Origin of the sequence: Micromonospora sp. NPDC023814, from assembly GCF_040639595.1 — a bacterium.
Lineage (GTDB): Bacteria > Actinomycetota > Actinomycetes > Mycobacteriales > Micromonosporaceae > Micromonospora.
In genome coordinates this window covers 32416-58990 of sequence record NZ_JBFAAF010000035.1, presented here as the reverse complement: position 1 = coordinate 58990, position 26575 = coordinate 32416, and the positions used below count along the sequence as shown (strand labels likewise).

21 protein-coding genes are annotated in these 26575 nt (G+C 75.2%); 6 read left to right on the top strand and 15 right to left on the bottom strand.

The features are described from left to right. Positions 1–36: 36 nt before the first annotated feature. Positions 37–1299, top strand: a complete 1263-nt coding sequence (locus AB0G14_RS20095) for a nucleotide sugar dehydrogenase (protein WP_357699444.1) — start codon at positions 37–39, stop codon at positions 1297–1299. 59 nt (positions 1300–1358) lie between these two features. Here AB0G14_RS20095 and AB0G14_RS20090 read toward each other — a convergent pair whose 3' ends face one another. From AB0G14_RS20090 to AB0G14_RS20070, 5 genes are all read right to left on the bottom strand, one after another. Beyond that, the gene (locus AB0G14_RS20090; RefSeq protein WP_357699442.1) at positions 1359–3842 is read right to left on the bottom strand and encodes an FtsX-like permease family protein; all 2484 of its coding nucleotides are present in this window, start codon (positions 3840–3842) and stop codon (positions 1359–1361) included. Continuing rightward, positions 3839–4633, bottom strand: a complete 795-nt coding sequence (locus tag AB0G14_RS20085) for an ABC transporter ATP-binding protein (RefSeq protein WP_357699440.1) — start codon at positions 4631–4633, stop codon at positions 3839–3841. The genes AB0G14_RS20090 and AB0G14_RS20085 overlap by 4 nt, the downstream gene beginning before the upstream one ends. A gap of 147 nt (positions 4634–4780) precedes the next feature. Beyond that, positions 4781–5446: a response regulator transcription factor gene (locus tag AB0G14_RS20080; protein WP_357699438.1), complete on the bottom strand. Its 666-nt coding sequence runs from the start codon at positions 5444–5446 to the stop codon at positions 4781–4783. Next, positions 5443–6687 carry a sensor histidine kinase gene (locus AB0G14_RS20075; protein WP_357699436.1) on the bottom strand — a complete coding sequence of 415 codons (1245 nt, stop codon included), beginning with the start codon at positions 6685–6687 and terminating at the stop codon, positions 5443–5445. Before AB0G14_RS20075 ends, AB0G14_RS20080 begins: the two co-directional genes overlap by 4 nt. 59 nt (positions 6688–6746) lie before the next feature. Further along, complete coding sequence (locus AB0G14_RS20070; RefSeq protein WP_357699434.1) at positions 6747–7445, bottom strand: DUF305 domain-containing protein; 699 nt, start codon at positions 7443–7445, stop codon at positions 6747–6749. 137 nt (positions 7446–7582) lie between these two features. On the opposite strand from AB0G14_RS20070, the gene AB0G14_RS20065 reads away from it, so the two are divergent. Then, complete coding sequence (locus tag AB0G14_RS20065; protein WP_357699432.1) at positions 7583–9034, top strand: hypothetical protein; 1452 nt, start codon at positions 7583–7585, stop codon at positions 9032–9034. Between the two features lie 97 nt (positions 9035–9131). On the opposite strand, the gene AB0G14_RS20060 is transcribed toward AB0G14_RS20065, so the two are convergent. The 6 genes from AB0G14_RS20060 to AB0G14_RS20035 all read right to left on the bottom strand — a co-directional run bounded on the left by AB0G14_RS20060 (position 9132) and on the right by AB0G14_RS20035 (position 15714). Further along, complete coding sequence (locus tag AB0G14_RS20060) at positions 9132–10136, bottom strand: linear amide C-N hydrolase (RefSeq protein WP_357699430.1); 1005 nt, start codon at positions 10134–10136, stop codon at positions 9132–9134. 81 nt (positions 10137–10217) lie between these two features. Further along, on the bottom strand, positions 10218–11150 hold the full coding sequence (locus tag AB0G14_RS20055; RefSeq protein WP_357699428.1) for a PfkB family carbohydrate kinase: 933 nt from the start codon (positions 11148–11150) through the stop codon (positions 10218–10220). A 137-nt stretch (positions 11151–11287) separates the two neighbouring features. Next, the gene (locus AB0G14_RS20050; protein ID WP_357699426.1) at positions 11288–12898 is read right to left on the bottom strand and encodes an asparagine synthase-related protein; all 1611 of its coding nucleotides are present in this window, start codon (positions 12896–12898) and stop codon (positions 11288–11290) included. A 4-nt stretch (positions 12899–12902) separates the two neighbouring features. Next, positions 12903–13862 carry a DUF5715 family protein gene (locus tag AB0G14_RS20045; RefSeq protein ID WP_357699424.1) on the bottom strand — a complete coding sequence of 320 codons (960 nt, stop codon included), beginning with the start codon at positions 13860–13862 and terminating at the stop codon, positions 12903–12905. A gap of 140 nt (positions 13863–14002) precedes the next feature. After that, on the bottom strand, positions 14003–14797 hold the full coding sequence (locus AB0G14_RS20040; protein ID WP_357699422.1) for an isocitrate lyase/phosphoenolpyruvate mutase family protein: 795 nt from the start codon (positions 14795–14797) through the stop codon (positions 14003–14005). Between the two features lie 170 nt (positions 14798–14967). Then, complete coding sequence (locus AB0G14_RS20035) at positions 14968–15714, bottom strand: winged helix-turn-helix domain-containing protein (protein ID WP_357699420.1); 747 nt, start codon at positions 15712–15714, stop codon at positions 14968–14970. Between the two features lie 131 nt (positions 15715–15845). Here AB0G14_RS20035 and AB0G14_RS20030 point away from each other — a divergent pair, with 131 nt between their 5' ends. Then, positions 15846–18065 (top strand): family 43 glycosylhydrolase, encoded by a 2220-nt coding sequence (locus tag AB0G14_RS20030; protein ID WP_357699418.1) that lies wholly within the window; start codon positions 15846–15848, stop codon positions 18063–18065. 223 nt (positions 18066–18288) lie between these two features. On the opposite strand, the gene AB0G14_RS20025 is transcribed toward AB0G14_RS20030, so the two are convergent. Continuing rightward, a complete protein-coding gene (locus AB0G14_RS20025) occupies positions 18289–18894 on the bottom strand; it encodes a response regulator transcription factor (protein ID WP_357699415.1) in 606 nt (201 codons plus the stop codon). Beyond that, complete coding sequence (locus AB0G14_RS20020) at positions 18891–20048, bottom strand: histidine kinase (protein ID WP_357699413.1); 1158 nt, start codon at positions 20046–20048, stop codon at positions 18891–18893. The genes AB0G14_RS20025 and AB0G14_RS20020 overlap by 4 nt, the downstream gene beginning before the upstream one ends. Before the next feature lie 133 nt (positions 20049–20181). On the opposite strand from AB0G14_RS20020, the gene AB0G14_RS20015 reads away from it, so the two are divergent. After that, entirely contained in the window at positions 20182–21048 is an 867-nt protein-coding gene (locus AB0G14_RS20015; RefSeq protein WP_357699411.1) for a hypothetical protein, read from the top strand. Positions 21049–21153: 105 nt separating this feature from the next. After that, entirely contained in the window at positions 21154–22950 is a 1797-nt protein-coding gene (locus tag AB0G14_RS20010; RefSeq protein WP_357699409.1) for a DEAD/DEAH box helicase, read from the top strand. A gap of 93 nt (positions 22951–23043) precedes the next feature. Here AB0G14_RS20010 and AB0G14_RS20005 read toward each other — a convergent pair whose 3' ends face one another. Then, complete coding sequence (locus AB0G14_RS20005; protein ID WP_357699407.1) at positions 23044–23508, bottom strand: MarR family transcriptional regulator; 465 nt, start codon at positions 23506–23508, stop codon at positions 23044–23046. Positions 23509–23563: 55 nt separating this feature from the next. Between AB0G14_RS20005 and AB0G14_RS20000 the strand changes: the two genes are divergently transcribed. Next, positions 23564–24046 (top strand): SgcJ/EcaC family oxidoreductase, encoded by a 483-nt coding sequence (locus tag AB0G14_RS20000; protein WP_357699405.1) that lies wholly within the window; start codon positions 23564–23566, stop codon positions 24044–24046. Positions 24047–24117: 71 nt separating this feature from the next. Here AB0G14_RS20000 and lon read toward each other — a convergent pair whose 3' ends face one another. After that, the gene (gene lon / locus AB0G14_RS19995; RefSeq protein ID WP_357699403.1) at positions 24118–26454 is read right to left on the bottom strand and encodes an endopeptidase La; all 2337 of its coding nucleotides are present in this window, start codon (positions 26452–26454) and stop codon (positions 24118–24120) included. Between the last annotated feature and the right edge of the window lie 121 nt (positions 26455–26575).

The following is a 26575-nucleotide window of genomic DNA, read 5'->3' as shown; positions in this document are numbered from 1 at the left end:
CCAAGCAGGTTGTTTCCGTCTGCCTCGGGAGTCCGGGTGAGCGTTGAGAAGTTGGTCGTCATCGGCCAGGGGTACGTCGGCCTGCCACTGGCCATGCGGGCCGTCGAGGCCGGCCTGGACGTGATCGGCCTGGACGTCGACTCCGACCGGGTCAAGCGGCTCGCGTCGGGCGAGTCGTTCGTCGAGGACATCCCCGCCGACCGGCTGGGCCGGGCGCTGGCCAGCGGCCGGTACCACCCGAGCACCGAGTACGCCGACGCCGAGGGCTTCGACATCTGCGTGATCACGGTGCCCACGCCGCTGCGCGACGGCACGCCCGACCTCAGCTTCGTCGAGCAGGCCGGCATCGGCATCGGCCCGTACGTCCGGCCGGGCTGCGCGGTGGTCCTCGAGTCGACCACCTACCCCGGCACCACGGAGGAACTGCTGCGCCCGCTGCTGGAGTCGGCCAGCGGGCTGCGCAGTCCGGGCGACTTCCACCTCGGCTACAGCCCGGAGCGGATCGACCCGGGCAACCAGACGTGGCGGCTGGAGAACACCCCGAAGGTCGTCTCCGGGGTGGACGCGGACTCCCTCGCCCGGGTGGACGGGTTCTACCGGCGGATCGTGGAGCGGACCGTGCCGGTGGGCTCCACCCAGGTGGCCGAGCTGACCAAGCTGATCGAGAACACCTTCCGCCAGGTCAACATCGCCCTGATCAACGAGCTGACCATGCTCTCCCACCACCTGGACATCGACGTCTGGCAGGCGATCGAGGCGGCCGAGACGAAGCCGTTCGGATTCATGCCGTTCCGGCCCGGCCCCGGCGTCGGCGGGCACTGCCTGCCGATCGACCCGTGCTACCTGTCCTGGCAGGTCAAGCGACGCCTCGGGCGGCAGTTCCGGTTCATCGAGCTGGCCAACGACGTCAACCACGAGATGCCCGAACACGTGGCGCAGCGGATCATGGGCGGGCTGAACCGGACCGGCCGGACGATCAGCGGGGCCCGGCTGCTGCTGCTCGGGCTGGCGTACAAGAAGAACACCGGCGACATGCGCGACTCCCCCGCGGTCGACGTGGCCCGCCGCCTGCAGGCGCTCGGCGCGGACGTGCGGGCGGTGGAGCCGTACGCCGAGCCGCACCACATCCCCGGCGGGGTCCTTGTGGTGGAGCTGACCGAGCGGGAGATCCGGACGGCGGACGCGGTGGTGGTGGTCACCGACCACGACGTCTTCGACTACGACCTGGTCGTCCGGCACGCCCGGTACGTCTTCGACTCCCGCAACCGGTGCTCCGGGCCGGTGGTGGAGCACCTCTAGACCCGGCACCGCTGGCCGGTCCCGCCACCCGGGCGGGCGACGGGACCGGCCGGCGGATGTCACTGGTCGCCGAGCGCCTCGACCACCGGCCGGGCCAGCGCCCGACGGGCCGGCAGCACCGAGGCCGCCAGGGCGGCCACCACGGCCACCCCGAGGATCAACCCGAGCTGGCCCAGCGGCAGCACCACGGCGAAGTCCCCGCTGATCCGGGCCAGCAGGGCCATCGCGGCCGCGCTGACGCCGGTGCCGAGGCCGACCCCGAGCAGCGCGCCGACCAGCGCCATCAGCACCGCCTCGACGGCCAGCACGGCCCGCATCCGGCCCCGGGTCAGGCCCACCGCCCGCAGCACGGCGTTCTCCCGGGTCCGCTCCACGACCGACAGGCTCAGCGTGTTCGCCACCCCGACCAGCGCGATCACCACGGCCAGGCCGAGCAGCGCGGTGACGAACGCGAGCAGCATGTCGACCGTGCTGGTGAGCATCTTCTTGTACGCCCCCTGGTCCATCAGGTTGGCCGTCGGGTAGCGGGCGACCACCGCCTCGATGGCGGCCCGCGCCTGGTCGGCGGTGACGCCGTCGGCGGGGTCGATCTCGGCCAGGTAACCCCGCTCGGCGGGGAAGAGCGCGGTGAAGTCGGCGTCCACCACGTCGATCACGTGACCGGCCGGGACGGAGCTGCCGGCCAGGACCGGCCCGTCGTCGGTGACGACCGCGGCCACCCGGAACGACCGGCCCCGCACGGTGACGGTGGAGTCGGTCGTCCAGCCCCGCGCCTGCGCCAACTCCCGGTGCACCAGCACCGACCCGGGCGCGAGCCGGTCGACGTCGCCCGCCACGACCCCGGTCAGCGTCCGGCCGACCAGGGCGGGGTGGGCGGCCCGGACCTCCACGTCGGCGGTGACGGCGCTGCGCTGCTCGTGCACCACCGCCAGCTCGGGCCGGGCGCGCAGCTCGCCGACGAGCGGCGCGGGCAGGTCGCCGCCGATCCCGGTGACCAGCCAGTCGACCCCGATCTCGGCGTCCACGCTGCGCTCGATGCCGTCCTTGGTGCTGCGCGCGCCCACCACGAACGCCGACACCAGCCCGATGCCGATGACCAGGGCGGTCGCGGTCGCCGCGATGCGGCGCGGGTTGCGTACCGCGTTGGCCACGGCCAGGCCGGCGGTGGCGCCGAACAGCTTCCGGGCGGGCCAGCCCAGCACCCGCACCAGCGCCGGGACGAGCACCGGCCCGAACAGCACGAGGCCGAAGAAGGTCAGCACCCCGCCGAGCGCCACCAGCACCACCTGGACGGCGGACGCGGCCACCACCAGCGCGGCGATGCCGGCGACGAAGACCAGCGCACCGACGGCGAGCCGGAGCCGGCCGGCGCCGCGGGCGGGCTGGACCGCCGCGTCGGTGAGCGCGGCGACCGGCGGCACCCGGGTGCCCCGCCACGCGGGCAGCAGGGCGGCGCCGACCGTGATCGCGGTGCCCAGCAGCAGGCTGAGCAGCACGGTCGGGGCGGTGAGGGTGAGCCCGCCGGAGACCGGCGCGTCCAGCCGCGTCATGAGCTGGTTCATGCCGCCGGCCAGGGCGACGCCCAGCAGCACGCCGGCCGCGGAGGCGGCGGCGCCGATCACGGCGGACTCCAGCAGCGCCGCCCGGAACAGCTGCCCCCGGGTCGCGCCGACGAGCCGCAGCAGCGCCGTGCGCCGGGTCCGCTGGGCGAGCACGATGGCGAAGGTGTTGGCGATGACGAACCCGGCGACCACCACCGCGACCCCGGCGAAGGTCAGCAGCACCATGTTGAACTGCTGCAGGTCGCGGACCGCGTCCTCGACCGCGTCGTCGAGGATGCGCTGGCGCGTCTTGACGGTCGCGGCGGCTCCGGCCGCCTCGGCGGCCCGGTCGGCCAGCGCCGCGTCGGTCACGCCCGGGTCGGCGGCCACCATGATCCGGTCGTAGCCCCGCTGCCCGGTCACGGCCATGGCGTCCGCACCGACCAGGCCGATGAACGGGCCGCCGACGTCGCGGGGGGTGCCGGCCACGTCGACCGTGCCGACCAGGGTGTACGGGCGGGCCGCTCCCCCGCTGCCGCCGACGCGTACCGGCCCGCCGAGGGTGAAGCCCTCCTCGGCCACGGTGGGCGCGTCCAGCACCACCTCGCCGGGGCGGTCGGGCAGCCGCCCGGCCACCACGTCGTACGAGCGCAGCGCCGGGTCGACGGGGACCGCCGCGAGGACGGCGTAGCCGAGCACGGGGCGGTCGTCGGCGCCGACGATCCCGCCGGAGCCGAGCAGTTCCCCCTCGGCGGCGGCGACCCCGTCGAGCGCGCGCACGCGGTCGACCAGCGCGGTCGGCAGCGGGTCCTTGGTGGCGGAGTACACGGCGAGGTCGGTGTGCCGGTCGAACGTCCCGGCCCGGTCGTACGCTCCCGCGCGCATTCCGTCGACGAAGATCAGCGTGCCGGCGATGAAGGCGACGCCGAGCACGATGGCCAGCGAGGAGAGCAGCAGGCGCAGCGCCTCGGCGCGGAGCTGGCGCAGGGTCAGCCGGATCATCGGGCCACCGCCTCGCGGCCGGCGGCCGGCACGCGCGCCGAGTCGAGGCCGGCGAGGGTGTCGAGCACCCGCTCGGCGGTCGGCGCGGTGAGGTCCCGCACCGGCCGGCCGTCGGCCAGGAAGACCACCCGGTCGGCGTGCGCGGCGGCCGTCGGGTCGTGGGTGACCATGATCACGGTCTGGCCGAGGGTGTCGACGGCCTCGCGGAGCAGGCGCAGCACCTCCGCGCCGGAGCGTGAGTCCAGGTTGCCGGTCGGCTCGTCGGCGAAGATCACCCACGGCTTGGTGATCAGCGCGCGGGCGACCGCCACCCGCTGCTGCTGCCCGCCGGAGAGTTCGGCCGGCCGGTGGCCGAGCCGGTCGGCGAGCCCCACCGCGGCGACGACCTGGCGCAGCCAGGCCCGCTCCGGCCGGCGGCCGGCGATCGCCAGCGGCAGCACGATGTTCTCCTCGGCCGTCAGCGCCGGCAGCAGGTTGAACTTCTGGAACACGAAGCCGACCCGGTCGCGGCGCAGCAGGGTGAGCCGCTTGTCGTTGAGCCGGGAGAGGTCGGCGTCGCCGATGCGTACGCTGCCCGCGGTGGGACGGTCCAGGCCGGCGAGGCAGTGCATCAGGGTGGACTTGCCGGAGCCGGACGGGCCCATGATGGCGGTGAACCGGCCGGCGGCGAAGTCGACGTCGACGGCGTCGAGGGCGACGACGGCGGCCTGGCCGGCGCCGTACCGCTTGGACAGGCCGCGGGCGGAGACCGCGACGCCGGCGGTGGCGTGCGCGGGAGGTGCGACGGACACGTGGAACTCCCCGTGGAGATCGTGACTGGGACGTCTCCGACGCTATGGGCGCGGCGGCCCGCGGGCGTCCACCCACGCGCTCGACCCTGCTGCGACCGCAGGTGGCCCTGACGGGGCGGACCCGTACGACCTGGGTCGTACGCCGGGTCAGCCGCCGGGGGTGACCAGGCCGCTCTCGTACGCCAGCACCACCGCCTGCACCCGGTCGCGGAGCTGGAGCTTGGCCAGGATCCGCCCGACGTGCGTCTTCACGGTCGCCTCGGCGACGTGCACCCGGGCGGCGATCTCGGCGTTGGAGAGCCCCTGCGCCACCAGCAGGAGGATCTCCCGTTCCCGTTCGGTGAGCTGGGCGAGGCGCGGGTCCTCGGCGGGGCCCGGGCCGAGCCTGCCGGCGAAGCGGTCGAGCAGCCGGCGGGTGATGGACGGGGCGACCACGGAGTCGCCCTGGGCGACCACCCGGATGGCGGCGAGCAGCTCCTCCGGCGGGACGTTCTTGAGCAGGAAGCCGCTGGCGCCGGCCTGGAGCGCGGCGAAGGCGTCCTCCTCGGTGTCGAAGGTGGTGAGCACGAGCACGCGGGGCGACCCGGCGGGACGGTCCTGGCAGATCCGGCGCGTCGCCTCCACCCCGTCCATGGTCGGCATCCGGACGTCCATCACCACCACGTCGGCCTCGACCCGGGTCAGCACCCGCAGCGCGTCGGCGCCGTCGATCGCCTCGCCGACGACCTCCAGGTCGGGCTGGGAGTCCAGCACCATCCGGAAGCCGGCGCGGACCAGCGCCTGGTCGTCCACGATCACCACGCGGACCGTCATGCCGCGATCACCTCCGTCGTCCCGGGCGTCGACGGTAGCGGCAGCCGCGCCTCGACCTGCCAGCCCCCGGCCAGTCGCGGACCGGCGGTGAGGCTGCCGTCGTACACGCTCACCCGCTCGCGCATGCCGACCAGGCCGTGCCCGCCGGACGGGGCCGGGCTGACCGGCGGGCGGCCGCGCCCGTCGTCGAGCAGCCGGACCACCACGGCGTCGCGGGCGTGGTCGAGGGTGACCTCGACGCCGGCGCCGACCCCGGCGTGCTTGAGCGCGTTGGTCAGCCCCTCCTGCACGACCCGGTAGAGGGTCAGCTCCAGGCCGGCCGGCAGCGGCACGGGCTGCCCGGTGACCGTGTGGTGCACCCGCAGGCCGGCGGCGCGGAACCGGTCGAGCAGGGCGGGCAGCTCGGTCAGCGCCAGCCGGCGGTGCTCCGGGTCGGCGGCCACCCCCGCGCCGTCGGGCTCGTCCGTCGGGCCGGGGCCGGCCGCCGCGTCAGGTGGACTCGGCTCCCGCAGTACGCCGACCAGCCGGCGCATCTCCTCTAGCGCCTGACGGCCGGTGTCGGCGACCACCTTCACCGCGTTCCTGGCGGTCTCCGGGTCGCGGTCGAGCATGAACCGCGCCCCGTCGGCCTGCACGATCATGACCGCCATGCTGTGCGCCACCACGTCGTGCAGCTCGCGGGCGATGCGGGTGCGCTCCCCGGCGACGGCGGCGCGCGCCTCCGCCTCGCGTTCCCGCTCCAGGGTGGCGGCCCGCTCCTCCAGGCTGAGCACGTAGAGCCGGCGGGTCCGCACGTTGAGCGCGACCAGCCAGACCGCCCCGGTGACCAGCCCGATATAGATCGCGGTCGCCCACCAGGCGACGGTGCTCTCGGTCTGGAGGGCGGCGAGGATCACCCCGACGGCGGCGGTGATTCCGGCGAGGACGCCGTCGCGGAGCCGGTCGGCGTACTTCACGACGCTGTAGAGGGCGACCAGCACCGCGACGTCGAAGGCCAGTGGGCCCCAGCCGGCGAACACCTGGACCAGCGCGAGCACCGCCACGACGGCGGCGACCGCCGACGGGTGGGACCGGCGGAACAGCAGCGCCACCGCCATCGCGGCGCCGACGAGGGCGGCCTTCCACCCGCCGGGCTGGTTCACCAGGCCGGCGAGGCCGAAGAGCACCACCAGGCCAGCGACGAAGACGTCGAAGGCGACGCTGCGCAGCGGGCGGCCGAAGATCGTGCGGTTCACGGTCACCCAGCGTACGTGCCGCCGCCTCCGGGTCACCGCGCGCCCGGCGGGACCGCCCGGCCGGGTCAGGGGGCCAGCACGTCGCGCATCCGGTCGATCTCGACGGCCTGCTCGGTGGCGACGGAGTTGGCGAACTCCGACAGGGTGAGGTCGGCGCCGACCTTGAGCAGGTCGGTGGCCATCTGGACCGCGCCCCGGTGGTGCTCGGTCATCATCCGGACGAAGAGCCGGTCGAACTCGGCGCCCCGGGCGGCCGCGAGCTGGCGCATCGCCTCGGGCGCCTGCATGCCCCGCATGGTCCCGTGGTCGTGCCCCGGCACGTCCGGGGAGAGCCCGCGGGTCTCCAGCCAACCCCGCATCATGCCGATCTCCGGGCCCTGGCTGGCCCGGATCCGCTCGGCGAGGGCGCGCAGGTCCGGGTCGGCGACGCGGTCCGGGGCCAGCGCGGCCATCTCCAGGGCCTGGGCGTGGTGCGGGATCATCATCCGGACGAACCAGACGTCCATGGAGTTGTGCCGGGACGTGGGGGCGGCGTCGCGCAGCTCCTCGGCGGGGCGGACCGCGGCGGTCTCCCCCGGTCGGCCCGGCACGATCACGGCGGGCCGGGCCGGATCGACGGGCGCCGACGCCGAGGCGGGTGCGGCGACCGGCTGCGCGCGGGGCGCGGTCGAGTCGTCGCCGGACCGGGACAGGACGACGGCCACCACCGACACCACGAACACGGATGTGACGACGGACAGGATCCGTGCGCGTCGGTTGGTCATGGGCCACTCCCCCGGTAGAGGTCATGGCGATCGTATCCATTGACGGAGACACCAACATGTGACCCAGGTCACATCGACGCACCTCATCGGACGGTAAGGTGTCGACAATCGTCACCCCCTTGCGAAGGGCCTCGCCGATGATCACACTTCGCACGCCGCGGGCCCGGCGGCTCACCACCGTGAGCCTGGCCGCGGCCGGCCTCCTCCTCGCCAGCGTCGCCACCGCCCCACCGGGGAATGCCGGGGTCGCGGCACCCTCGGCGCCCTCCGGCACGGTGGACACCACCTACACCATCCCCGGCGTCGACGAGATCGTCAGCAGCCCCAACCTTCGGCAGGTCGCCAACCTGCCGAAGCAGGCCCCGCTGGACGCCACGAACAGCGACCTCGCCTTCCAGGGCCGCTACGCCTTCGCCGGCAACTACAACGGGTTCGTCGTCTACGACATCTCCCGGCCGACCGCGCCGACGGTGGTGTCGCAGGTCTACTGCCCCGGGTCGCAGAACGACATCTCCGTCCACGGCGACCTGCTCTTCCTCTCCACCGACGCGCCCCGCAGCGACGACTCCTGCAACAGCACCGGATCGTCGGCGACGGTCAAGGAGTCCTGGGAGGGCATCAAGGTCTTCGACATCAGCGACAAGGCCAACCCGCGCTACATCAAGGCGGTGGAGACGGCCTGCGGCTCGCACACGCACACCCTCGTGCCGGGCACGGACCGCAAGACGGTCTACCTGTACGTCTCGTCGTACAGCCCGCGGGCGGAGTTCCCGGACTGCCAGCCGCCGCACGACTCCATCTCCATCGTCAAGGTGCCGCTGAAGAAGCCCACCGACGCGGCGGTCGTGGCCACGCCGAACCTCTTCCCGGACGGCGGCTACGAGGGCCGCCCGGGCGGGTCGGCGACCACCGGCTGCCACGACATCACCGCGTACCCGGAGAAGAACCTGGCCGCCGGCGCCTGCATGGGCGACGGCATCCTGATGGACATCTCGAACCGGGAGGCCCCGCGGGTCATCAACCAGGTCCGCGACACGGTCAACTTCGCGTTCTGGCACTCGGCCACGTTCAACAACTCCGGCACCAAGGTGATCTTCACCGACGAGCTGGGCGGCGGCGGCGCGGCCACCTGCAACGAGGCCATCGGTCCCAACCGGGGCGCCGACGCCATCTACGACGTCACCGGTAGCGGCGACGCCCGGACGATGGTCTTCCGCAGCTACTTCAAGATCCCCCGGCCCAACGCGGACACCGAGACCTGCGTGGCGCACAACGGCTCGCTGATCCCGGTGCTCGGGCGCGACATCATGGTCCAGGCGTGGTACCAGGGCGGCATCTCGGTCTTCGACTTCACCGACTCGGCCAACCCCGAGGAGATCGCGTTCTGGGAGCGGGGGCCGCTGTCGACCGAGCGGCTGACCGGGGGCGGTTCCTGGTCCGCGTACTACTACAACGGCTACATCTACTCCAACGACATGCAGAAGGGCTTCGACGTCCTGAAGCTGACCGACTGGCGGACCTGGACGGCGAACCTCATCCGGTACCGCGAGCTGAACGTGCAGACCCAGCCCAGCTACCTGGGCTGGTAGTCGCACACCGCGCCGACGGGCCCGGCCCCCACCTCAGGGGGCCGGGCCCGCCCGCGTTCCGGGTGCAGCCAGTTCCGTCGCCGGGGACGTGCGGAAGTCAGCTCACCGGGAGCTGGTAACGCCGCTCGCCGCCGCCGGTCGCGGTGGTCAGCCGGACCTCGCCGCTGCGCAGGTCGTACGTCACCGACCAGCGGGTGTGCGACTGGCGTACGTCGTTGAGGATCTCGAACGCCGCCGGGGCGTCCGCCGTGCCGCCCGTCCGGTCGAGGGCCGCGGCGATCACGCCGTAGCGGTGGTCGGCCCGGCGACGCTGCTCGTCCACCCCGACGACCGGCACGTTGGTCAGCGCCCGCCAGTCGCCCCGCCCCTTCTCGACCGACATCTTCCCGTCGACGAACTCGACCACGGCCGACGCCCCGGTCGCGTCGGCGAGCAGGTAGTGCAGCGGCGGCCCGTCCGTGAAGTCGAGGTTGTACCGCCCGAACACGGCCACCGCCTCGTCCACCGTAGCCGCCTGGTCGAGCACCAGACGCTGGATGCGAACCGACCCGACGGTGGCCTTGCCGGGGTCGGCGACGGCCCGCGCGCCGTCGTCGGCGGCCAGCCCGATTGCCAGCCCCCGCTCGTTCATCCCGTCGAAGGGCAGCAGCGGCGCGTTGAGCAGCCGCCGGTCGCCGGTCGGGTCTGGGCCCACCCCGAGGTAGGACATGTCCACCACCGAGATCGAGGCGTACCCGTCGGGAGGATCGGTGCGCAGCACCAGCGCCGGGTTGGCGTCCCAGTCGAAGTTGCGGGCGAACAACGGCCGGGCCGGGTCGCCGGTGGCGGCGAAGAGGGAGCAGCCGAACGCCTTCGCCGGACGCGCGTCGGTGCCGACCGTCGCGTCGTACGCCCCGACGTAGGTCATCTCGTACAGCGGAAGGTCGTTGACCTTGCGCAGGCTGGCCAGGGTCTTCTCGACCTCGCCCGGCTCCTGCCGGGAGGCGCTGGGCGTGCCGGCGGGCGTCGCTGCTCCCGGCGCCGGCGGGCCGGACTCCACACTGGAACAGGCGGTCAAGGCGAGCAGCAGGGCGACACCGGCGCCCAGGAGAGTCCTCCGCATATCCTCTGGACGCTAGGGCAGGAATCGAGGGTTGTCCACCGGCCGAACGGTCGCCCCGGCGCGGGACCGGCGCCCGGACGGTCAGCCGGCGGGGATCCGGTCGAGCTGCTCCCGGATCGCCTCGTCGGTCAGCGCCGGGCGGCCGCCCGGGTGGCCGACGGTGGCGCCGGCGGCCGCCACGGCGTGACGGGCGACCCGGTCGCGAGGCTCGCCACGCAGCAGACCGACGGCCAACGCGGCGACGAACGCGTCCCCGGCGCCGGTGCTGTCCACCGTGGGTGTCCGGCTCAGCGGCAGGAACAGTTCGCCGTCCGGCCAGACGAACGCGTTACCTTCCCCGGCCACCTCGATCGCCAGCAGGGACGGGCCGCGCCGCAGCAGCTTGCGCCCGGCGGCGAGCCCGCCCTCGGCGTCCCGCGGCGCGTCGCCGGTGATCAGCTCGACCTCCTGCGCGTCGGCCCGCAGCACGTCGGCGAGAGCGAGCAACTCGTCGGCGTCGGCCGGGTCGGTCGGGGCGCCGTCGAGCACGACCAGCCGGCCGGCCTCCCGGGCGGTCCGGGCCGCGACCAGGGCGGCCCGCGCCGGTTGTTGCAGCTGCACCAGGACGGCCCGCGCGGCGCGCAGCGCGTCGGCCGCCCCGGCCACGTCCTCGGGGGTGAGCAGGGTGGCCTCGGGCAGGTCCTCCAGGTAGCGCCAGTGGGCCTCCGCGTCGACCACGTCGACGATGAGCCCGGTACGGGTGCCCGGCCGGCGCAGCACCCGCGCAACGTCGATCCCGTCGGCCCGCGCCTGCGCCAGCAGCCGCTCCCCCACCTCGTCGTCGCCGACCACGGCGAGCAGCCCGACCGACGCGCCGAGCTGGGCGAGCCCGACGGCCTGATTGGCCCCCTTGCCGCCGAGCAGCTCGCGCCGGCGCCGCACGGGGGCCGTGCCGCCGGCCTCCGGGACCTCGTCGACCAGCAGCACGAGGTCCCGCGCCACCTGCCCGACCACCACCACGTCCAGTTCCGTCATGGCTCCGGTGTTACCCCCGGCCCGATCTGCCACGCGCAGAGGGGGCACGCCGACCGGCGCCGGCCCGATCTCCGACGGTGAACATGGCCCCTACGATCGACGCCGGCCCGGTGCCAGAGTCGACCCGAGGCGTCACCTCACCCCGGCAGCGGGGCCTCGTCGCCCCGGGTGCGGCGCGGGCCGACCAGCCGGCGCACCATCGGCGCGGCGTTCCACTTCGCCGCGCCCACCAGGTCCCGGGCGTGCTCCAGCACCGTGTAGTCGGGCCGGGCCCGGCCGGCCGCGAGCGCCCGGTCGAGGTCGTTGCCGCAGCGGGTGAGCACGCTGTCGAAGTCGCGGCGGACCGGTTCCAGCAGGTGGTAGCCGAACGACCGGTGCAGCCGGGCGAAGAGCGGCTTGTACAGCCGGGCCCGCTCGTGCAGGCCGGACGAGTACGACATCGGGTTCTTCGGCCGACGCCGGACGTAGTCGGGCAGCAGGTCGGCGAAGGCCCGCCGGACGATCCACTTCTCCTGCCCCTCGCGCATCTTCAGCCCGATCGGCAGCCGCATCGCCAGCTCGACCACGCTCAGGTCGAGGAACGGCACGCGGGCCTCCACCCCGTACCCCATGCTGGCCCGGTCGACGCGCTGCAACTCCGTACGGCAGAGGTTGCGGATCTTGTGCAGGAAGAGCCGGCGGGACGCCTCGGGGCCGACCTCGTGGTACATGGGGTAGCCGCCGAACAGCTCGTCCGAGCCGTCCCCGGTCAGCACCACCTTCACGCCCAGCTCGCGCAGCCGGCGGAAGAGCGGCACGGAGACCACCGCGTTGATGATGTCGCCGTACTCGGTCAGCTCGGAGATCCGGATGGCCTCCCGGATGTCGGCCAGCCGGATGTCGCGCGGGCGCAGCTCGACCACCTCGTGCGGCACCCCCAGGTCCCGCGCCAACCGCCGCGCGTACGCCACGTCGGGGCTGTCCGGCACCCCGACGGTGACCGCGACGCAGTCGGGGTGCGTCTCGCGCACGTGCAGCAGGACCAGCGAGCTGTCCAGCCCGCCGGAGAGCACCACCCCGACGGTGAGGTCGGTGTCGACGCGCATTCGGATGCTGTCGGTGAGGGCGGCACGGACGAGCAGGGCGGCCTCGTCCGGGTCGTCCACCACCGACAGCCCGTCACCGAGGGCGAGCAGGTCGACGTACGCGCGCAGCCGGACCTGCCCGTCGGGCTCGGCCCAGCCGTGGTGCCCGGGCGGCACCTCGCCGATCGGGACGCCGTGCCCGACCAGCGCCTTCACCTCGCTGGCGACGTGCAGGCAGCCGGGCGTCCGGGCCCAGTACAGGGGCTTCACGCCGAGCGGGTCCCGGACCAGCCAGGCGCGGCCCGTGGCCCGTTCCACGACGGCGAAGGCGTACTCGCCACGCAGCCGGGTGACCATGCCCTCGCCCCACTGCAGGAACGCGGCGAGCACGACCTCCGTGTCGCTGGCGCTGCGGAAGCGGTGCCCGAGCCGGACCAGCTCCGCGCGCAGCTCGTGGTGGTTGAAGACCTCGCCGTTGTAGCAGAGCAGCCACCGCTCGTCGACGGAGGTCCACGGCTGCACGGCGCGCTCCCGGTCCACCACCTTCAGCCGTCGGGTGCCGGCGAGCAGGCCGTTCTCGTAGCGGGCCTCGGTGACCTCGCCGCGGGGGGCCAGGGTGGCGAGCATCCGCCGGAAGATCGCCGGGTCGGCCTCGGGGCCGAGGCTCAACGCGATGCCGCACACCGACTCAGACCCCCATCTCGGCTTCGTACGCCCGGCGCAGCCGCCGGCCGCTGCCGGGCGCGAGGCACAGGTGCCACGCCTGCCCCTCGTCGACCACGTTGACCTCGCCGGCCCGTTGCCTGGCCAGCAGCAGCTCGGCGAGGGTGTCCCGGACGCCGAAGCGGTCGAACCACGCCAGCTCGACGTCGACCGCCCAGCCCAGGCAGTGGCCGCTGGGGACCATGGCGGCGTACCCGAGGCGGCGCAGCCGGTGCTGGTGCTCGGCGCTGCGGACCAGGCTGGTCACCCACAGCGGCGGGGTGGCGGGCGGGGTGTTGGCGGCGAACTCCCGGCCGATGTCGTTGAGCAGCGCCACGACCTCCCGGCGGGCCCGCCGGAAGCGCAGCCCGGCGGTGCGCGGCGTGGCGTCGGGCCGCAGCCGGCGCCGGGCCGCCCGCATCCCGCGTCCAAACAGCGTCTTCGGCTGCTCGGTGTAGCAGAAGCGGAGCAGGTCGCGGCGGCGCAGCCACTCCAGGTCGACCAGGTCGGGGCTGGCGTCGACCTGGGCGTCGGTGAGGAAGGTCGGCGCGTCGCGCCACCACATCACGTCGACGCGGGAGAGCAGGTAGATGCGGACCAGTGCGGTGAGGTCGGCGGCGGAGCTGCGCGGGTTGGGCTGGTAGCGGGCCATCTCCAGCAGCAGCGTCTCGCGGGCGCCGACGAGCCCCTGGGGGGTGGCGTCGAGCACCGCGGCGATCGCGGGTTCGCGCAGCCGGTCGTCGATCAGCACCTGCCGCGCCGCCGTGCAGGACGCCCCGGCCAGGGCGCCCACCTCGACCAGCAGGTCGGCGACGGCCGCCCGGTAGGCGTCGAGGTCCGGCGGGGCGGGGCGGGGCGGCGTGCCGGGCACCCGCCGGCGGGCGCGGGCTGCGGGTGTGACGGAGGGCCCGGGCTGCTGCCCGGGACTTCGGCTGGGCACTCGCATGGTCGGGTCCTCTCTCCCGTCACGACATCACTGTGTGCATCGCCCTGCGCATACCGTAACCAGGCGCGACGGGATAAGTGCGAACAATCCTCTTATCTCCTCCTAGGGGGCGGCTCCGGGGCGTGGGCGGGCACGAACGGCTAGGGCCGGGACGCGGCACTCAACCGCTGCACCTCGGCGTACGAGGGCGGTTCCCGGTGCGGCGCGGTGCCGGACCGGACGGCGTCCAGGGCGTCCAGGGCGGCGCCGAGCGCGGCCCGGAACAGCAGCGAGCCCGTGCTCACCCGGGCCACGCCGAGCGCCCGCAGCTCGTCGAGGGTGGGCCCGCCCGGGCGGTACAGCACGTTCAGCGGCAGGTCGATCCCCGCGACGAGGGCGCCGATGGTGTCGGCGTCCGGTGCTGCGGGCACGAAGATCCCGTCGGCGCCGGCATCCGCGTAGGCCCTGGCCCGGGCCAGGGTCGCCGGCAGCGGGTCGGGCGTCCCCAGCCACCACGTGTCGGTGCGGGCGTTGACGAACAGGGCCGGCGCCGCGTCCTTGACGGCGGCCACCTTGGCCGCGGTCAGCGCCGGCGGGTCGAGGGTGCCGTCGGCCCGGCCGTCCTCGATGTTGATCCCGACCACCCCGAGGGCGGCCAGCTCGGCCGCCAGGTCGGCCACGGCCGCCGGGTCGTCGGCGCAGCCCGCCTCCACGTCGACGCTCAGCAGCACCGGGAGGCCGCGCAGCGCCCGGGCCAGCCGGAGGTTCTCCGCCCGGGTGGCCGCCGCCGCGTCCGGCAGCCCGGCGGCGGCGGCGACCCCGAGGCTCGTGGTGCCGACCGCCGGGTGTCCGCGCGCGGCGAACGCGGCGGCGCTGGCGTGGTCCCAGGCGTTGGGCAGCAGCAGCGGCCGGTCGGCGTGGTGCAGGGCGTGGAAGGCGGCGCAGCGCTCGTTCATCGGGGTTCCCACCTCGGTACTCGTCGGGACGCACGGCAGCGCGTGCGGTTGGTACGTCACCGGGGCGGCGGCCGTCCGGCACCGGCGCCGCAGCCGGATTCCTTCGTTTCCGCCGAACCGTCGGCCCCCGCCGGGCGGCACGGACCCCGGGTCGGGCGGACGCGGGCCGGTCAGGCCCGGCCGCCGCCGGTCTCCGGTGCGGCGGCGGGCGCCAGGTCGGCCGGGGCGAGGCCGAGCGCGGCGGCCAGCGCGGGACCGCCGGCCTGGGTCAGCCGGACGGCCCGGCCACCGCCCCGGGTCAGCCAGCCCACCTCGAAGAAGCGGTCGCACAGCGCGGCACCCAGCGCACCGGCCAGGTGCGGGCGGCGTTCGGTCCAGTCGAGGCAGTCGCGCATCAGGGGGCGGCGGGCGGCCCGCAGCGGCGCGACCGGCACGCCGAGCCCGTCCAGCCAATCCAGCCCGGCCGGGGTCAGCGCCAGGCCGTCGGCGCCGTCGAGCAGCCCGCGGTCGAGCATCGTGTCCCGCAGCAGCACGCCGAGGCGGCCGGCCAGGTGGTCGTAGCAGGTGCGGGCGTACGCCAGGGCGGCGTCGGCGCGGGCGGCGCGCAACGAGCGGACGGGCCGGGGCCGCGCCGGCGCGTGGCCGGCCAGGTCCTCGATCAACTGGGCCACCGAGGGGCCGGCGAGCCGGACGTAGCGGTGCCGCCCCTGCCGCTGCTCGACCAGCAGCCCGCCCCGGACCAGGCGGGTGAGGTGGTCACTGACGGTGGAGGGCGCCACCCCGGCGAGCCGGGCCAGCTCGCCGGCCGCCCACGCCCGGCCGTCGAGCAGGGCCAGGCAGATGCGGGCCCGGGTGTCGTCGGCGAGCAGGGCGGCGAGCCGGGCCAGGGTCGGGCCGTCCGTGGCGGTGGTGGTCACGCACCCATGCTGGCACGGGCACGTTCCGGTGCCCACCGAAGCGTCGCCCGCGCCTTTACAACGTTGTATCCAACGTTGTAGAAACGGACCCAGTGATCCAGGTCGACTTCTCCCCACCCGAGGCAGGTCTGATGGGACATCTCCGCCGCGCCGGCGCGCTCGCCGCCGTCATCGGTCTGGCCCTGGCCGGAACGGCGTCCGCGCCGGCCGCCGCCGCGCCCGACACCCGTTACCGCAACCCGGTCTCGGCCGGGTTCGCCGACACCTTCGCCGACCCGGTGGTCGTCCGTGGCGAGGACGGTTTCTGGTACGCGTACGGCACCACCGATCCGTTGCGCGAGGGCGAGGGGACCTTCCACCGGGTGCCCACCGCCCGCTCCGCCGACCTGGTCGACTGGACGTACGTCGGGGACGCCTTCGGCGCCGACCAGCGCCCGGCGTACGCGGCGCCCGGCGCCGGCTTCTGGGCCCCCGACGTGCGCCGGGTCGGCGACCGCTGGGTCATGTACGTGACCGTCACCGACACCACCGTCTCCCCCGACGGCGGCGACTTCGCCGTCGGCGCGGCCACCGCGCCCACCCCGACCGGCCCGTGGACCTTCGCCGACAAGCCCGTGGTCGCGCCCCGCCCCGGCGGTGGCGGCGGCTGGCTGTGGACCATCGACCCGAGCCAGTTCACCGACGTCGACGGCCGGCACTACCTCTACTACGGCAGCTACTACGGCGGCATCTCCGTCACCGAACTCTCCCCCGACGGGCTGCGCGCCGTCGACGCGCCGACGCCGGTCGCCGTCGACAACAAGTTCGAGGGCAGCTACGTGCTGCGCCGCGACGGCTGGTACTACCTGTTCGCCTCCACCGCCAACTGCTGTGCCGGTCCGGCCACCGGCTACTCCGTCCACGTCGGCCGATCGCGCAGCCCGCGCGGGCCCTTCGTGGACCGCGACGGCATCCCGCTGACCGCCTCCCGGGCCGGCGGCACCCCCGTGCTCGCCCAGAACGGCAACCGCTGGATCGGCACCGGCCACAACGGCTTCCTGACCGACCTGTCCGGCCAGGACTGGATCGTCTACCACGCCATCGACCGGGCCGACCCGTACCTGGACGAGCCGTTCGGCATCAACGAGCGGCCGATGCTGCTGGACCGCCTCGACTGGATCGACGGTTGGCCGACCGTGAACGCCGGCGCCGGCCCGTCGGAGGGCGCCCGGCCCGCACCGGTCACCACCGGCCGGGTGGACGAACGCTTCGACGCCGGTCTCGCCGGCTGGCGCGGCACCGTCGGGGACTGGCGGGTCGCCGACGGCCGGCTCACCGGCAGCGGCACGCTGACCGGCCGTACGACCGTCGGCGGGGACGTGCGCGCGGAGGTCGACCTGCGGCCCGCCGCCACCGGGGCGGCCGGGCTCACCCTCGGCGACCGCGTCGCGGTGCGGGTGGACACCGCCGCCGGCAGGCTGGTCGCCCGGGACGGCGCCCGCACCGCGAGCGCGCCGCTGCCTGCCGGCTTCGACTCGGCGGCCGGGCACAACCTCGCCGTCGAGGTACGCGGCCGGCAGCTCACGGCCGAGCTGAGCCCGGCCCGGCTCGGGGACCAGGTGGCGGCACTGTCGCTGCGGCTGGACCGGCCGGTCGTCGGCCGGATCGCGCTGACCGCCACCGGCGGGGCCGCCGGGTTCGACAACGTCAGCGTCGCCCGGCTGCACCGGCCGGTGCGGCACGCCGCGCCCGAGCCCCGGGCCGGCGGCCTGCTGCCGGCGTTCTCCGACGAGTTCACCGACGGACTCGACCCGGCGTGGCGGTGGGTCCGGCCGGACCCGGCGGCCACCGTGTCCGGCGGGGCGCTGCGCTGGCCCGTGCAGGGCGCCGACCTGACCGGCACCGGCAACAACGCCGGCGTGCTGCTGCGCGACGCGCCGACGGGCGACTACGTCGTGGAGACGAAGGTGACGCTCGACCTCGGCGAGGAGACCGTGCGCAACTACCAGCAGGCCGGCCTGGTCGCCTACGTCGACGACGACCGCTTCGCCCGGTTGGCGCAGGTCGCCATCTGGAACACCCGCCAGGTCGAGTACGGCTACGAGCTGCCCTTCGCCGGCCGGCCGGTCTACGGCGGCAACATCGTCGGCACCCCGGCGACCACCACCTGGCTGCGGCTGGCGCACCGGGTCGACCCGGCCACCGGCGAGCACGAGTTCCGGGCCGGCTCCAGCCGGGACGGGCGGAACTGGACGTGGGGCGGGGTGTGGACCTTCCCGGCCGACACCACCCCGCGGATCGGGCTGGTCGCCCACGGCGGCGCCGAGCCGGCGCTCACCGCGCGGTTCGACTACGTGCGCTTCCACCGCTGATCGGGTCGGGGCCCCTGCCGTCGAGGAGCGGCGGGGGGCCCGCCGGCCGGAGCTTCTCGCAGCAGGGGCGGTCCGGCCTGTACGCACGCCCCGCGCACCGCCGCCTCCAGGCCGGGCGAGCAGACCAGTTCGACCGTACGCACGCCGCCAGGCTATCCGCGGCCCGGCCGGTGCCAGCCGTCGCCGTGCGCCGCCTCGACCCGACCGGTCGCGGGCGGCCCGGTCAGAGCCAGCCGTTGTCCCGGGCCGTCCGCGCTGCCTCCGCCCGGCTCGTCGCACCGAGCTTCTGCACCGCCGCGGCGAGGTAGTTGCGGACCGTGCCGCTGGACAGGTGGGCCCGGCGGGCGACCACCGCAACCGAGGCGCCGTCCTCGGCCAGCCGCAGCGTGTCCAGCTCGCGCGGGGTCAGCGGGCACGGCGGGATGGTCAGCGCGTCGGCGGCCAGCGCCGGGTCGACGTACCGGCCGCCGGCGTGCACCCGCCGGATCACGTCGGCGAGCGCCCCGCCGGGCGCGCCCTTGGGCAGGAACCCGCGGGCCCCGGCGGTGAGCGCGCGGGCCAGGTGTGCCGGCCGACCCTGGCCGGTGAGGATCACCACCGCGCAGGACGGCAGCACCCGGGCCAGCTCGGCGGCGACCTGGAAGCCGTCGGGGCCGGGCATCGCCAGGTCGACGACGGCCACGTCGGGGCGGTGCGCCAGGGCGGCGGTCACGGCGGCCCCGCCGTCGGCCGCCTGCGCCACCACCGTCAGGTCCTCCTCCAGGTCGAGCAGGGCGGCGAGGGCGGCCCGGATCAGCTCCTCGTCGTCGGCGAGCAGGACCCGGATCATGACGCCGTCGGGACGGTCGCCTCGACGGTGAAGACGCCGTCCTCCCGGTACGTGCGCAGTTCCCCGCCGGCGGCGGCCAGCCGCTCGGCCAGCCCGCGCAGGCCGTAACTGTGCCGGTCGGGCGCGCCGGCCGCGCCCGCGCCGTCGTTGGTCACCGTCATCCGCGCCACTTCCGCCTCCTGGTCGATCTCGATCCGGCACCAGCCGGCCCGGCTGTGCCGCAGCACGTTGGTGCCGGCCTCGCGCAGCACCGCCGCGAGCTGGGCGGCCGCCTCCGCCGGCAGCTCGCCGGCGGGCGGCACCACGGTGCACCGCACCCCGGAGGAGCGCAGCACCTGCCCGACCGCGGCGACCTGCTCGGCGAGGTCGACGCGGCGGTAGCCGTGCACCGTGCGGCGCAGCTCGGTCAGCGCGGTGGCGGCCAGCCGCTGCGCCTCGGCCGCCTCCCGGCCGGCCCGCTCCGCGTCGGTCGCCGCGAGCCGGGCGGCGAGTTCGGCCTTCAGCGCGATGACGGTGAGGTGGTGCCCGAGCAGGTCGTGCACGTCGCCGGCGAAGCGCAGCCGCTCCTGCGCCGCCGCGAGGCTCGCCTGGGCGATCTGCCCTCGGCCGGCCTGCACCAGCAACTCCCAGAACCACACCTGGAATCCGTTCACCGCGGCGATGCCGAGGCCGACGCCGCCGCTGATCACCAGGGACCGGCCCACGGGCGTCCCGGTCGCCGTCGCCACCGCCGCGGCGACCGGCAGGGTGGCGGCCGCCACGGGGACCACCATCCGCGCTCGGGCGACCAGCGGCACCGCGCCGACGACCGCCGCGCCCAGCCAGGCCCACGTGGGCCACGCTCCGGCAGCGACCGGCGCCACCAGCGGGACGCTCAGCACCGCCACGGCGGCGAACGCCACGCGGCAGCGGCGGCGGACCCGCTCCGCCACGTCCGGTGTCACGGTCGCGTACAGGGCCACCGCCAGCACCACGGCGACCGCGGCGAGCCCGACCGCACCGAGCGCCACCCGCAGGCCCGACGGCTCCCGGGTCAGCCCGACCGCGGGCAGGAACAGGCCGGAGGCCACCCCGGTGGCGAGGGACGCCGTCGCGCCGGCCCGGGCCCGGCGCAGGCGCCGGTCCGGTCCGGACACCGTCGGGTCAAACGCCACGGTCCGAATGGTAGGGCGCGACACCGGCCCACCGCCGTACGCGGGATGCACGGATCGGCGGTGCGTTCCGCACGGCCGACCGGTGACACGGCGCGGGTGTCCGGCGCGCCCGCCCGCGCGCAGGCTCGATGGCATGACGGAGACGACGGCGAACGCCAACCCGACAACACCGCACGTCGGTCGCGCGCAACCGCGCGCCGCGCTGCTGCGGCACCTGCTGGAGATGGCGCTGGCCATGATCGCCGGAATGCTGCTGCTCGGGCAGCTCCGCGCGGCCGTGGGCACGTCGCTCGGCTTCTCCCCGGACCTCGGACGGGCCGACGTCGGCGCCGTGCTCATGGCGACGGACATGAGCGTCGGCATGGCGGTGTGGATGCGGTACCGGAGACACTCCTGGGCCGCCGTCGGGGAGATGACCGTGGCGATGTACCTGCCGGTGCTGGTGCTGTTCGTACCGTTCCGGGCCGGGCTGGTCGGCGCGGACGCCCTGCTCCTCGGCAGCCACCTGTTGATGCTCCCGGCGATGGCGCTCGCGGTGCTGCGTCGGCGGGCCGAGTACGCCCGGCACCCGGCCGCCGCCCGCGTGGTTCCGCGGCACCGGCTGGTCGCGGCGCTGGCGCGCCGCTGGCCGACCGGGCTCGCCCTGCTGATAACGCTGGACATGCTCCTCTCCCCGTGGGTGCCCCCGGCGCTGTTCCTGCTGGCGCTGCCGGCGGCATACCTGGTCATCGGCACGGCGCCGGGGCAGCTGGGCGAGCGCCGGATGCTCGTCCTCCAGTTGGCCGGGCTGGCCGGCTGGGCAGCGCTGGCGCTGGTCGCCACCGTGGTCGACCAAGGGCTGGCGGGCTGGCTGGTGGCCGCCGGCTGGCTCGGACACGCGGCCTGGGACGTGGTGCACCACCGCGCGAACCGGGTCGTCCCGCGCGGCTACGCCGAGTGGTGCGCGGTCTTCGACACGGTCGTCGGGCTCTCGGTCGTGCTGGCCCTGCTGAGCCGCTGACCCCCCGATCGGGGTGGGTCGCCGACACGGGGCGGCGACCCACCCCGACGGGCTCTTGTGCCGGTCGGCGGAACCGCCGGGCGGTGATGATGAAAAGCTTGCCGCATGAGTTCCGCACCCGTACGGCACGACCCACCGACCGACCCCTCCCCGGACGCCCCCGACGAGGCGACCGCCTTCGCGGATCTCGGGCTGCGCGCCGAGCTGCTGGGCGCGCTGTCCGCCCTCGGCTACGAGGAGCCCACGCCGATCCAGCGGGAGGCCATCCCTCCCCTGCTGGCCGGTCGGGACCTGCTCGGGCAGGCGGCCACCGGTACGGGCAAGACCGCCGCGTTCGCCCTGCCGCTGCTGCAGCGGATGCCCGACGAGCGGCCCGGCGACCCGGTGGCGCTGGTGCTGGTCCCGACCCGGGAGCTGGCGGTGCAGGTGTCGGAGGCGTTCCACCGCTACGGCAAGGACCTGGGCACCCGGGTGCTGCCCATCTACGGCGGCCAGCCGATCGGCCGGCAGCTGCGCGCTCTGGACATGGGCGTGGACGTGGTGGTGGCGACCCCGGGCCGGGCGCTGGACCACATCGCCCGGGGCACGCTCAACCTGGGCTCGCTGGCCACGGTCGTGCTCGACGAGGCCGACGAGATGCTCGACATGGGCTTCGCCGAGGACATCGAGGCGATCCTGGAGCACACGCCCGCGCAGCGGCAGACGGTGCTGTTCTCGGCGACGATGCCGGCGCGGATCGACGGGCTGGCCCGCCAGCACCTGACCGACCCGGTGCGCATCCTCATCGCGCGGGAGCAGCCGGTGGCCGGGGAGGCGCCCCGGGTGCGGCAGAGCGCGTACATCGTCGCCCGGGCGCACAAGCCGGCGGCGCTGGGCCGGGTGCTGGACGTGGAGTCCCCCACCGCGGCGATCGTCTTCTGCCGCAGCCGGGAGGAGGTCGACCGGCTCACCGAGACCATGAACGGCCGGGGCTACCGGGCCGAGGCGCTGCACGGCGGGATGAGCCAGGAGCAGCGCGACCGGGTGATGGGCCGGCTGCGCACGGGCACCGCGGACCTGCTGGTGGCCACCGACGTGGCCGCCCGCGGCCTCGACGTCGAGCAGCTCACCCACGTCGTCAACTACGACGTGCCGTCGGCCCCCGAGTCGTACGTGCACCGGATCGGCCGGGTGGGCCGCGCCGGGCGGGAGGGCGTGGCGATCACCCTCGCGGAGCCGCGCGAGCACCGGATGCTCAAGACCATCGAGCGGGTCACCGGCCAGCGGATCACCATCGACAAGATCCCGACGGTGGCGGACATGCGCACCCGGCGGCTGGAGCTGACCCAGGGCGCGCTGCGGGAGAGCCTGCTGGAGGACGACCTCGACCCGTACCGGGCGATCGTGGAGTCGTTGACCGACGAGTTCGACCTGGTGGAGGTGGCGCTCGCGGCGGTGAAGCTGGCGCACGAGGCGACCTCGCCGGGCGCCGACGACGAGGAGGAGATCCCGCAGGTCCCGGTCCGGGCTCCGCGCGAGGGGCGGCCGGAGGGCGGCGGCCGGGGCGAGCGGCGCGGCGGTGGCCGGCCCCGCACCGGCGGCACCACGCAGGTCTTCATCGGCCTCGGCCGGCGTGCCGGGGTCCGGCCGCAGGACCTCGTCGGCGCGATCACCGGCGAGACGGGGGTCAGCGGCCGGGACATCGGCTCGATCGAGATCGCCGACCGGTTCTCGCTGGTGGAGGTGCCCTACGCCGTGGCCGACGAGGTGATCGCGGGGCTGCGCGGCAGCACGATCAAGGGCCGCAAGGCGACCGTACGCCGGGATCGTGACGGTGACGGCGGCGGCGAGCGCCGCTTCGACGGGGCCGACCGGCGCGAGCGCCGCGACCGCGACTTCGGCGACCGGCGCGACCGGCGCTGACGACGACACCGTCCCCACCGGCAACCCCGGCAGCACTGATGCACCGAGGCCCCCGCTGTTCCGGGCGGGGGTCTCGTCGCGTCCGCGCAGCGGTCAGCCGGCCGGCTCCGTGGCCACCCGTTCGGCGTGCTCCTGCTGCACCGCGCGAGCGGTGGTGAGGAAGTCGACGATCGTCTCGAGCTGTCCGCGGTCGTACCGCGTCAGCGCCCGCAGGCCGGCCTCGCCGACCGGCCGGTAGATCCTCCGCTCGGCCGCCCGGGCCGCTTCGGTCGCCTCGACCAGCACCCGACGCCGGTTGGCGGCGTCCCGGGTACGCGCCACCAGGCCGACCCGTTCCAGCCGGTCAATGACGGTGGTGGTGGCCGCCGGGCTGAGCCGCAGCGCCGCCGTCAACTCGCCGGCCGTCACCGGCCCGCGGCCGAGGACGACGTCCAGCGCCCGCAGGTCCGTCCGGTTGATCCCCAGCCGGCCGGCGGCCGCCTCGTCGAAGGCGTCGAAGCTCTGCTGCAGCAGCCGGATCTCCCGGGCCACGTGGTACACCAGCTCACTTTTCGACATTCGAATCTTCCTGCTAGCTTAGATTTCGACAGTCGAACTTTAGCAGGGAGTGACCATGACCGAGAACGACCGCAGGGAGATCCGCGAGCTGTTCGACCGGCTGCTGCGGGCGTGGACCGACAACGACGCGGTCGCGTACGGCGCCTGCTTCACCGAGGACTCCGACTACGTGTCGTACGACGGCACCCGGGCGGCCGGGCGGGCACCGATGCAGGACGCGCACGACCGGCTCTTCCGGGGCGTACTCGCCGGATCGGCGCTGGTCGGCGAGGTGGAGTCGATCCGGGCGGTGACCGCCGACGTGGCCGTCGTGCACGGCACCGGCTCGGTGCTGATGCCCTGGCGCACCCGGCTGCCCCGGCGCCGGCTGTCCCGCCAGACCCTGGTCGCCGTGCGGACGCCGACCGGATGGCGGTTCACCGCGCTGCACAACGGTCGGGTCCGCCCGATAGGGATCCCCGCGCCCGACTCCGCACCGGCCCGGCTGTCCCGCACGATGGGGCGGTACGCCCGACGGCTCGGGCTGGGCCGCGCCTGACCGGCGGGCCCCGCACACGCGGCGACCCCCGACGCCCGCGGGGCGTCGGGGGCCGCCGGGCGACGGGCCGGTCAGGCCGCGGTCAACGCCTGGCCGCCCAGGGCGTCCGCGTCGACCTCGGCGGGGCGCAGCGCCAGGGCGAGCACGTCGGCGACGTCGGCGAGGGTGTGGACCGTCAGCGCCTCACGGACCTCGGCCGGCAGGTCGTCGAGGTCCGGCTCGTTGCGGGCCGGGATGATCACCTCGGTCAGGCCGGCCCGGTGGGCGGCGAGCAGCTTCTGCTTCACCCCGCCGATGGGCAGCACCCGGCCGGAGAGGGTCACCTCGCCGGTCATCCCGAACTCGGGCCGCACCGGCCGGCCGCCGGCCAGCGAGGCGAGGGCGGTGACCATGGTGATGCCGGCGCTGGGACCGTCCTTGGGCACCGCGCCCGCCGGCACGTGCAGGTGGATCCGCCGCCCGGCGAGGGCGTTCGGGTCCAGCCCGAGCCGGCGCCCGTTGGAGCGCAGGTACGACAGCGCGATGTGCGCGGACTCCTTCATCACGTCGCCGAGCTGGCCGGTCAGGGTCAGCCCCGGCTCGCCCTCCATGCTGGTGGCCTCGATGAAGAGCACGTCGCCGCCGGCGCCGGTGACCGCCAGGCCGGTCGCCACGCCGGGCACCGCCGTCCGCTCCGCCGACTCCGGGGTGAACTTCGGCCGCCCGAGATAGGTGGCGAGGTTGTCGGCGTCGACGCGGACCGGCGCCGGGTCGGTGGCCAGGGCCACCGCGACCTTGCGGAGGATCTTCGCCAGCGACCGTTCGAGCTGGCGCACGCCGGCCTCCCGGGTGTACTCGCCGGCGATCCGGGCGAGGGCGTCGTCGCCGACGCCGACCTCCTCGACGGTCAACCCGGCCCGCTCCCGCTGCCGGGGCAGCAGGTGGTCCCGGGCGATGGCGACCTTTTCCTCCTCGGTGTACCCGTCCAGGGTGACCAGCTCCATCCGGTCCAGCAGCGGGCCGGGGATGGTCTCCACCACGTTGGCGGTGGCCAGGAAGAGCACGTCGGAGAGGTCGAGGTCGACCTCCAGGTAGTGGTCGCGGAAGGTGTGGTTCTGCGCCGGGTCGAGCACCTCCAGCAGGGCGGCGGCCGGGTCGCCGGAGTAGCCGACGGCCAGCTTGTCGACCTCGTCGAGGAGCACGACCGGGTTCATCGAGCCGGCCTCGCGCAGGGCGCGCACGATCCGGCCGGGCAGCGCGCCGACGTACGTGCGGCGGTGGCCGCGGATCTCGGCCTCGTCGCGGACGCCGCCGAGGGAGACCCGGACGAAGTTGCGCCCGAGCGCGCGGGCGACCGACTCGCCGAGGCTGGTCTTGCCGACGCCGGGCGGGCCGGCCAGGGCGAGCACCGCGCCGGAGCCGCGGCCACCGACGACGCCCAGGTTCCGCTCGGCCCGCCGGTTGCGCACCGCGAGGTACTCCAGGATGCGGTCCTTCACGTCGGCCAGGCCGGCGTGGTCGGCGTCGAGCACCGCGCGGGCCGCGGCCAGGTCGGTGTTGTCCTCGGTACGGGTGCTCCACGGCATCTCCAGCACCGTGTCGAGCCAGGTGCGGATCCAGCCCGCCTCCGGGGAGGCGTCGCTGGCCCGCTCCAGCTTGCCGACCTCGCGCAGCGCCGCCTCGCGGACCTTCTCGGGCAGGTCGGCGGCCTCGACGCGGGCCCGGTAGTCGGCGGAGCCGTCCGGCTCGTCCTCGCCGAGTTCCTTGCGGATGGCGGCGAGCTGCTGGCGGAGCAGGAACTCCCGCTGGGACTTCTCCAGCCCCTCGCGGACGTCGGTGTTGATCTGCTCGGCGATCTCCTGCTCGGCCAGGTGGTCCTTCACCCAGCCGACGAGCAGTTCCAGCCGGGCGGTGACGTCCGGCGCGGCGAGCAGCTCGGTCTTCTGGGCGAGGCTGAGCCAGGAGACGTAGCCGGCGGAGTCGGCCAGCTCGGAGAGGTCGGTCATCCGCTCGATCGCGTCGATGACCTGCCAGGCGCCGCGCTGCTGGAGCACGGACGTCATCAGGGCGCGGTACTCGCGGGCGAGTTCGCGGGCGCGGCCGGCGGGGGCGGGCTCGTCGAGTTCGGTCGCCTCGACCCAGAGGGCGGCGCCGGGTCCCGGGACCCCGGAGCCGATGCGGGCGCGGGAGAGGCCGCGGACGACGGCGGCCGGTTCGCCGCTGGGCAGCCGGCCCACCTTCTCGATGGTGGCGACCGCGCCGACCGGGCCGTACTCGCCGTCGAGGCGGGGAACGGCGAGCAGCTTGCCTTCGCCGGTGGCGCGGGCCGCGTCGACGGCGGCCTGGGTGGTCGGGTCGAGGGTCACCGGGATGACCATGCCGGGCAGCAGCACGGCGTCGGTCAGGGGCAGTACCGGAAGAGTTGCCATCGAACACCTGCTATCGCGTTGAGTTGAGCGTGTCCAACTCAAGTAACAAAGCGTTCCCCTTGTTCCGCACTGTGACCCAGACCACTTCCCCGCGCCACCGGCCGCCTCGCCACGCCGGCAT

Coding starts and splice junctions, on each gene's coding strand:
- AB0G14_RS20060 (WP_357699430.1), bottom strand. CDS start 10,136: ATGCGGAGGACTCTCCTGGGCGCCGGTGTCGCCCTGCTGCTCGCCTTG.
- lon (WP_357699403.1), bottom strand. CDS start 26,454: ATGGCAACTCTTCCGGTACTGCCCCTGACCGACGCCGTGCTGCTGCCC.
- AB0G14_RS20015 (WP_357699411.1), top strand. CDS start 20,182: ATGACGGAGACGACGGCGAACGCCAACCCGACAACACCGCACGTCGGT.
- AB0G14_RS20045 (WP_357699424.1), bottom strand. CDS start 13,862: ATGCGAGTGCCCAGCCGAAGTCCCGGGCAGCAGCCCGGGCCCTCCGTC.
- AB0G14_RS20070 (WP_357699434.1), bottom strand. CDS start 7,445: ATGACCAACCGACGCGCACGGATCCTGTCCGTCGTCACATCCGTGTTC.
- AB0G14_RS20090 (WP_357699442.1), bottom strand. CDS start 3,842: ATGATCCGGCTGACCCTGCGCCAGCTCCGCGCCGAGGCGCTGCGCCTG.
- AB0G14_RS20030 (WP_357699418.1), top strand. CDS start 15,846: ATGGGACATCTCCGCCGCGCCGGCGCGCTCGCCGCCGTCATCGGTCTG.
- AB0G14_RS20055 (WP_357699428.1), bottom strand. CDS start 11,150: ATGACGGAACTGGACGTGGTGGTGGTCGGGCAGGTGGCGCGGGACCTC.
- AB0G14_RS20010 (WP_357699409.1), top strand. CDS start 21,154: ATGAGTTCCGCACCCGTACGGCACGACCCACCGACCGACCCCTCCCCG.
- AB0G14_RS20025 (WP_357699415.1), bottom strand. CDS start 18,894: ATGATCCGGGTCCTGCTCGCCGACGACGAGGAGCTGATCCGGGCCGCC.
- AB0G14_RS20065 (WP_357699432.1), top strand. CDS start 7,583: ATGATCACACTTCGCACGCCGCGGGCCCGGCGGCTCACCACCGTGAGC.
- AB0G14_RS20040 (WP_357699422.1), bottom strand. CDS start 14,797: ATGAACGAGCGCTGCGCCGCCTTCCACGCCCTGCACCACGCCGACCGG.
- AB0G14_RS20000 (WP_357699405.1), top strand. CDS start 23,564: ATGACCGAGAACGACCGCAGGGAGATCCGCGAGCTGTTCGACCGGCTG.
- AB0G14_RS20005 (WP_357699407.1), bottom strand. CDS start 23,508: ATGTCGAAAAGTGAGCTGGTGTACCACGTGGCCCGGGAGATCCGGCTG.
- AB0G14_RS20080 (WP_357699438.1), bottom strand. CDS start 5,446: ATGACGGTCCGCGTGGTGATCGTGGACGACCAGGCGCTGGTCCGCGCC.